Origin of the sequence: Actinomadura soli (assembly GCF_005889715.1) — a bacterium.
In the GTDB taxonomy this organism is placed as follows: domain Bacteria; phylum Actinomycetota; class Actinomycetes; order Streptosporangiales; family Streptosporangiaceae; genus Spirillospora; species Spirillospora soli.
On the sequence record NZ_VCKW01000109.1, the window covers coordinates 21503 to 27854 of the forward strand.

6 protein-coding genes are annotated in these 6352 nt (G+C 69.4%); 1 reads left to right on the forward strand and 5 read right to left on the reverse strand.

What is annotated here, in order from left to right; genetic code table 11:
• Nucleotide 1 precedes the first annotated feature (1 nt).
• Genes ETD83_RS21425 through yhfZ form a run of 4 tightly spaced genes read right to left on the reverse strand, consistent with a single transcriptional unit; the run spans nucleotide 2 to nucleotide 3120 of the window.
• Nucleotides 2-1396, reverse strand: coding sequence for a YhfT family protein (locus ETD83_RS21425; protein ID WP_138646920.1), 1395 nt, complete (start codon nucleotides 1394-1396; stop codon nucleotides 2-4).
• Between the two features lie 36 nt (nucleotides 1397-1432).
• Nucleotides 1433-1792, reverse strand: coding sequence for a DUF2620 family protein (locus ETD83_RS21430; RefSeq protein ID WP_138646921.1), 360 nt, complete (start codon nucleotides 1790-1792; stop codon nucleotides 1433-1435).
• Nucleotides 1789-2166, reverse strand: a complete 378-nt coding sequence (locus tag ETD83_RS21435) for a PRD domain-containing protein (protein ID WP_138646922.1) — start codon at nucleotides 2164-2166, stop codon at nucleotides 1789-1791. Before ETD83_RS21435 ends, ETD83_RS21430 begins: the two co-directional genes overlap by 4 nt.
• Nucleotides 2167-2190: 24 nt before the next feature.
• Entirely contained in the window at nucleotides 2191-3120 is a 930-nt protein-coding gene (yhfZ, locus tag ETD83_RS21440) for a GntR family transcriptional regulator YhfZ (RefSeq protein WP_138646923.1), read from the reverse strand.
• Between the two features lie 834 nt (nucleotides 3121-3954).
• On the opposite strand from yhfZ, the gene ETD83_RS21445 reads away from it, so the two are divergent.
• Complete coding sequence (locus ETD83_RS21445) at nucleotides 3955-4683, forward strand: hypothetical protein (protein WP_138646924.1); 729 nt, start codon at nucleotides 3955-3957, stop codon at nucleotides 4681-4683.
• A 135-nt stretch (nucleotides 4684-4818) separates the two neighbouring features.
• Here ETD83_RS21445 and ETD83_RS21450 read toward each other — a convergent pair.
• The coding region (locus tag ETD83_RS21450) for a S1 family peptidase (protein WP_138646925.1) at nucleotides 4819-6352 on the reverse strand (1534 nt) is incomplete at its 5' end.

Here is a 6352-nt window from a genome sequence, read left to right on the forward strand (position 1 = left end):
GTCATCCCTTCAGCGGAGTGAACAGGTCGAGCCAGTGCAGGACGTTGAGGGCGATGCCCGCGACGACGACGGCCGCGGGGCCCGCCGCGAGCCGGACGATCGGCCGTCCGATCGCCTCGTTCAGCAGGTAGAGCCCGCCGACGAGAGTGATCCCGAGGCCGCCGCCCATCTTCGCGGCGGCCGCGATCGCGCCGAACAGGATGGCGATCTCCAGGGTCTTGCCGATCGCGTTGCGCAGGTGGTCTGAGGCGTCCCGGATCGACGGGAGCATCGTCAGCCCCCTGCCGATGTAGGACAGCGCGAGGATCTCCACCGAGAACAGGACGGCGCCGCCGACCGCCGCCACGGCCACGTTCGGCGCCAGGTACGCCAGCGGGTAGACGAAGGTGAAGCCGACGATCTGGAACGCGCCGCTGGCCAGCGCAGTCGTCGCGATGAGCGGCAGGAAGCCGAACGCCCGGTAGAAGTCGACCTGGGCGGCCTCGCCATAGTCGCCCTTGGGCACCAGGAAACTCGTCGCCTCTCCCCCGCCGAAGATGTGCAGGTTGACCATCGCGGCGAGGACGGCGCCGAGCAGCGCGAACCAGGGCAGATGGCGGCGCAGCCGCTCGGCGTTGGCACCGAACAACGACGCCATCGGGTCCGCGGCGGGCTTGTCGTCCGCCTTCTCCTCCAGCGGGATCCGCGCGGCGCCGGGCGCGTCGGCCGGCTTCGGCGGGGCCGGCGCCGCCGCGGCGCGCCGGTTCCGCAGGTCCCTGGCCAGGGCGAAGCCGAGCAGCATCAGCACGCCCGCGGCCATGGCCAGCGCGCCCGGGAAGTGGTCCGGCCAGGCCTTCATGGAGATAACGACGATGGCGATCTCCACGACGAAGGCGACCGCCCCGAGCACCCGTCCGAACTGGCTCGCGATCGCGATGACCGGGAACAGCAGGAACAGGAACAGGATCGGCGTCGCCATCTCCTGCATCGCCGTGAGGAAGTCCACCGGCAGGTCGTGCGCGGCGTTGTTGGCGCCCGACAGCCCGAACACGACGACCGCGCCCCAGGCCCCGCCCAGGATCGGCGCCAGCCACCGGCGCGGCGCGAGCAGCCCCAGGATGTCGGTCGGCAGGAACAGCAGCCAGGGGTTGAGCACCCCCGTCGACAGCGCCATCGGAGCCCCGAGCCCGAATACGAAACCGGCCGACAGGCCGAACGACACCGCGGTCATCTCGCCGCGCCTGGTGTTGCCCCGGATGAAGTCCAGCAGGAAGGGGCGGGCGCCGTCGTTGAAGACGGCGAGCGCCATGTTCGAGATCAGTGCGGTCAGCGCGCAGAGGGCGATGACGGTGAGGCTCTGCGCCAAGGAGAAGTCGAGTCTGTCCGCCGCCGCGGTGTAGGAGAGGGCAAAGGGCATGGCTGCCTCCGAGGGAAACTGGTCAGGACGGGTCGGTCACCCGTCCCGCCGCCGTTCGTGGATGGCCCCGGCCAGGATCGGGACGACCTGGTCGATCTGGTCGATCGAGAAGCCGAAGGCGACCTTGCCCTCGGCGACTGCGGCCGCGGCCTCGGCCGCGGTGGCCTGTCCCCGGCCGAAGGTGAAGCACCGGGCCGCGCCGAGCAGCCCGACGAGCACACCCAGGGAGCCCCCGGCCCCGGTGTGGCACGTTCCGATGTAGTAGTCGGCCTGGCCGGCCATCAGCCGGGTAGCCGCGTCCATGTCGTTTGTCACGACGACCTCGAGGCCGCCGATCTCCTTGAGCCGCTCCGCCACGTCGACCTTGCCGACGCCGCCCACCAGGATCTTCGTCATCGCATCGCCTCTCGTTGTCGCAGCAGGGCCAGGTGCAGAGCGAGGAAACGGACCTCCTGACCGGGCAGGCCGACGTCCAGCGCGGACTTGGCCCGCTCCGCCAGCGCCGCCGCCCGCTCCAGCGCGAGCGGGTGCCTGACCAGCTCCGCCCGGATGGTGTCGTCGGCCGCGAACTCGGTCAGCGCCGCCCCATCGCGGGCGCGCTGCAAGGCCAGGAGGAGATGGCTGGTCAGCGTCCCCACGCTCTCCTCGGTGATCTCGCTGCCCGTCGCGTCGAGCACTTCCAGCTCGGCTCGTACGAAGCGGCAGACCTCGGGGGCGACCTGCCCGGTCCTCTCGAAGATCTCCAGCCGCTCGTTCAACTGCCGGTCCATGGGACGGCCTCCTCTCAGTGCGAATCAGTACGAAGGCAGCCGGTCGCCGGTCAGCACGGCCTGCTGGGTGCGGGTCACGAGCTCGGCCGAGAGGCGGTCGCGCACCGCGTCCAGGGCCGGGGAGTCGCCGGCGCGGACGGCGAGGACCGCGCTGGAGTTCCGGTCCGCGAGGCCCGTGGAGGTCACCTCGTCGAACGGGATCGTCGTGAAGTCCTCGTCGATGTGCTGGTGGACCTCGTCGAGGTTCCACACCGTCGCGTCCACCTCGCCCCGCCGGAACAGCTCACCGAGCTGCATGTACGACGTCTCGACGTACCGGACGGGCCGTCCGGCGAAGACCAGCCGGGTGAGCCGCTGCTGGTCGGCGGAACTGGTGTCGACGGCCACGGCCAGGCCCGGGTCGTCCAGCGACGCGCCCGCCCGCAGCAGCACGCCGTGCGCGCCGACGAACGTGCGGGCGCCGAGGTCGGCGAGCTGGGCGATCGGGCAGTCAGCGCCGAACTCCTCGAACGCCAGCCGGGACACCACGATGAGATCGACCTTGCCGGCCAGCAGCGCGTCCAGCCGGGCCTGCGCGCCCCGCATGAACGTGAGCGCGAACGGGATCTCCGCATGCTCGAACGCCTCCCGCAGCCCGGTCGCCAGCCCCTCGTACCGGCGCGAGTACGGCAGCGGCATCGCGGCGAGCATCGTCCCTAGCCCGGCCAGCTTCCACAGACCGGCCCGATCGACGGCCCGCAGGTACGTGCCGAGGTGCCCGCGCGCCTCGGTCTGCACCGCGCCCGTGCTCTCCAGCAGTTGCAGGGCCGCCTGCACCGTGCCGTTGCCGACACCGAGCCGTTCCGCATAGTCGCGGATCCTCGGCAACCGCGAATCCGGCTGCTGATTGAGCAGTTCGGCTGCCAATTGCCGGGCGGTCATCCCGTTCCGCGTCAGGAACCGTGCGTCCAACATGCAGAGAACAATAACCAGGATCCTGTACAGACGCAATGGGTGACGGCTGACCCTGGAGTAAGGAGTAAGCCGAACCGACGCCACGCTTGGTCAGCGGCCACACTCCAGCCCCACGGGGCGAGGGCACCCTTGCCCGCACGCGGCGGGGCACGCCCGGATCGACGGTGACCAGCGCCCGTCCGGCCGCCCTCCGCAGTGCGCTCACCGGCACCAGTCCGCAGATGTCGAGCAGCCGCTTCAACGCCGCCTTCTCCGCCTCGTCGGCGGTCGCACCGGTACTTCACATCGAACCACGACCGGGCGTACGTGCAGCGAAAACAAGCCCAGCGGCGGCGTCCACTCGGCCGTGTCCTTGTCGTGCTCAGTGGCTGCACCCTGAGCGTCTGGGTGCCGGGATAAGATCCCCACCCCTACGGGCGCCGGCATCGACCGGATCGAAGCGCGATAGCCGAGGCGGCTGGCGGGTCACGGGTTTCACGGCTCGTACCGGCTGACGATCGGCTGAGAGGAAGCCGTGAGTGGGCGGAACACCGCAGTCCCGCCCCAGTCACCAGCGCCTCCGCCACACAGTGCCGGTGCCGTCCGCAGTTGGGAGCCCCGTTCGGCTGTACCACTCGACCGAGAGGCGCTACGCCAAGACGTGCACAAATCGGGAGAACCCAGGAACCTGAACCCCCATAGCGCTGACCTGCGCTTTCGTCGGTCGGCGGGTCCGGCCCCATGCCACGAAAAGGTAAAAGCGCCAGGTCAGTGTGAGGGCTCACATCGTCAATCGCTGATCGTGATCCCCTCGGAAGCGCGATCAACCGTCCATGGGGTCACGGCCTGCAGACAATGCTGGCTCTTGCTGCGTGGGAGTTCCGGAACTGCGGGAGCATCCGGCCAGAGTTTGAGCGGGCCCTCAGCACGGTCATCGAGACAGAGGGCTCAGCCGGCCGGGAGTCGCGCGCGATCCTTGCTGCCCATCGCCCGCTCCTGGAAGGGATCGCCAACGGGTGGCTTGAGAATCAGGCAGCAGTGCTGTTTCGGGAAGGCGCGCTAGCGCAGGAGACCTTCGACCTCACCGTCAAATGGGCTCGTCCTACTCCCTGGCTCTACCGGGAGTTCGCGGATGAACTCTTCGACGCGGCACTACGCGGAGTCGACAACGCGTGCAGGCTTCTCATCGTTGCCGCGCTGAACAAGGTAGAGGGCTACGACCTCGACACGCTGATCAAACGGCTCGGAAAAGACCCGGCCGCCCTGGCCACCGCAGTCGAGGACAGCGCCTTTCTGGTACAGCGAGCTGAACCTGAAGCGCCGCACCTCACAGTCGCCGCCCAACTCTGGACGCTTCTTCTCGACGCTGACCGAAGCAAGGCTCCACCCCAGGTTCTTACTGGTCTTGGCCGCTGGGCCTTCGTCGACAACATCGACGACCATGAATGGGCGCAATTGACCCTTCGTACCCTCGACGCCACCGACGGCCAGATCCAACACCCGATCTCTGTGGTCGACCGAGTTGCTCGTATCCCACCCGACACAACTAGTGCGGTGACCACGAACGTTGACCGTGTTGGGTGACACGCCGGATCGGGTCCGGGATGTGGGAGTTGATCGGCTTCACCCTCGATGGCGACAGGTCGTTGTCGAGGAGGGAATCTCCGAAATAGCGCCGGGAACGGGCCCGCCACCGATTGCGGTGGCGGGCCCGTTGACTCAGCTGAGATTGCAGACGGAGGGGTTGCTGTCCTCGTCGCGACGTCCGTCGTCGTCGACGACCGTGACCCGCGCGTAGGTGGAGCCGAAGGGGGCGCAGTTGCCGGCGAAGACGTAGTAGTTGTAGTCGGAGTTGTCGATCTTCCTGAGCCATCGTCCGTTCGAGCTGACCTGGACCTGCTTGGGATCGGTGCCGCCGGTCCAGTACAGCTCGCAGGTGAAGAGGGCGTTCTCGTCGTCGCCGTCGGAGTAACAGTTGAAGGAGGTGATGACCGGCCCCGGGGTGGGCGGGCGCGCGCCGGCGAGTTTCAGCCGGACCTGGAGGTCGTTCATGGACCGGTTGATGGGCTGGTAGACGGAGGTGAGGCCGACGCCCGTGCAGTTGCTGCCCACCACGGTGCCCTGTGCCTGACCTTCGGGGGTGATGACCGGGCCGCCGGAGTCGCCGGGGCTGCTGCAGAAGCGCGCCGTGTGGACGTCCAAGATCGTCGGGGAGCCCCGGTTGTCGATGTCGTCTCTAAGGTCCACGATCACGTCCTGGAAGGTGGAGAGCAGGGGCCCGCAGCGGTATCCGCTGGACCTGCCGTAGGAGCAGACCACGGAACCGACGCCCGCCGCCTGGGAGCCCACGATCGGGATGGTGGTGAACAGGCCGGACCGCGCCGTGGGCAGCGCCTGGGTGCCCAGGCCGGGGTTGAACTGGACGAACGCCCGGTCGCGGAGTTGCGTCTGCGAATTGACCGGGGGCGTGCCCGGCAGCGGGAAGGGGGACTGGTTGGTGCGGCCGACCCCGGGAATGAGGCTGTCGTCCAAGTCGACGAAGTTCCCCTTGTCGACGCAGTGTCCGGCGGTGATGAAGCCGTCGGTGCCCAGCACGTCGACGTTCAGCAGCGGTTTGACGGTGAAGCCCGCGGTGCACTTGCGCTTGCTGAAACTGTTGGTGAAGGAGTCGCCGCCGCGTACGTCGGCGGCCGCCTTCAGCGGTGCCTGGCCGGTGTCGTAGGCCACCAGGCCGGCGGGTACGCCGGCGGCGGCGACCCAGCGGGCGGCCGCGGCCTGCTTGCCGGGCGCGGCCTGGACCACCACACGGTTGCGTGCGAGGTCGATGTGCCATCCGCGTACCACGGTGCCGGTCGCCTTGCCGGACGTCTTGCCGGAGGTCTTGTCGTTGTGGGCGCGCAGCTTGAGCCGGGCGATCTCCAACTCGCCGCGACGGTGAGCCACCAGCTTGGGATTGCCGCCCGCCGCCCGTACGGCCGGCGCGACACGCTGGTCGGTGACGGCGACCATCAGCGACGAGCCGTCCCCGTTCAGCCAGGCGCCCGCGAAGGACCGGCCGGCCGCGCGGCGGGCCCGGGACTCGACGGCGCCGGCGGCGTCCTGGCGGCCCAGCCGGGTGATCGCCTGAGCGCGGCTCAGGCGCATGTCCCGCTGGACGGCCTCGAGCAACTTCGGCGACGACGTTGCCACCTTCTTGCCCACGCCGGGGGTCGGCTCCAGCAGGACCGGCCCCGTCCCCGGGCGGGGCCGGTCC

Coding starts and splice junctions, on each gene's coding strand:
- ETD83_RS21425 (WP_138646920.1), bottom strand. CDS start 1,396: ATGCCCTTTGCCCTCTCCTACACCGCGGCGGCGGACAGACTCGACTTC.
- ETD83_RS21430 (WP_138646921.1), bottom strand. CDS start 1,792: ATGACGAAGATCCTGGTGGGCGGCGTCGGCAAGGTCGACGTGGCGGAG.
- ETD83_RS21435 (WP_138646922.1), bottom strand. CDS start 2,166: ATGGACCGGCAGTTGAACGAGCGGCTGGAGATCTTCGAGAGGACCGGG.
- yhfZ (WP_138646923.1), bottom strand. CDS start 3,120: ATGTTGGACGCACGGTTCCTGACGCGGAACGGGATGACCGCCCGGCAA.
- ETD83_RS21445 (WP_138646924.1), top strand. CDS start 3,955: ATGCTGGCTCTTGCTGCGTGGGAGTTCCGGAACTGCGGGAGCATCCGG.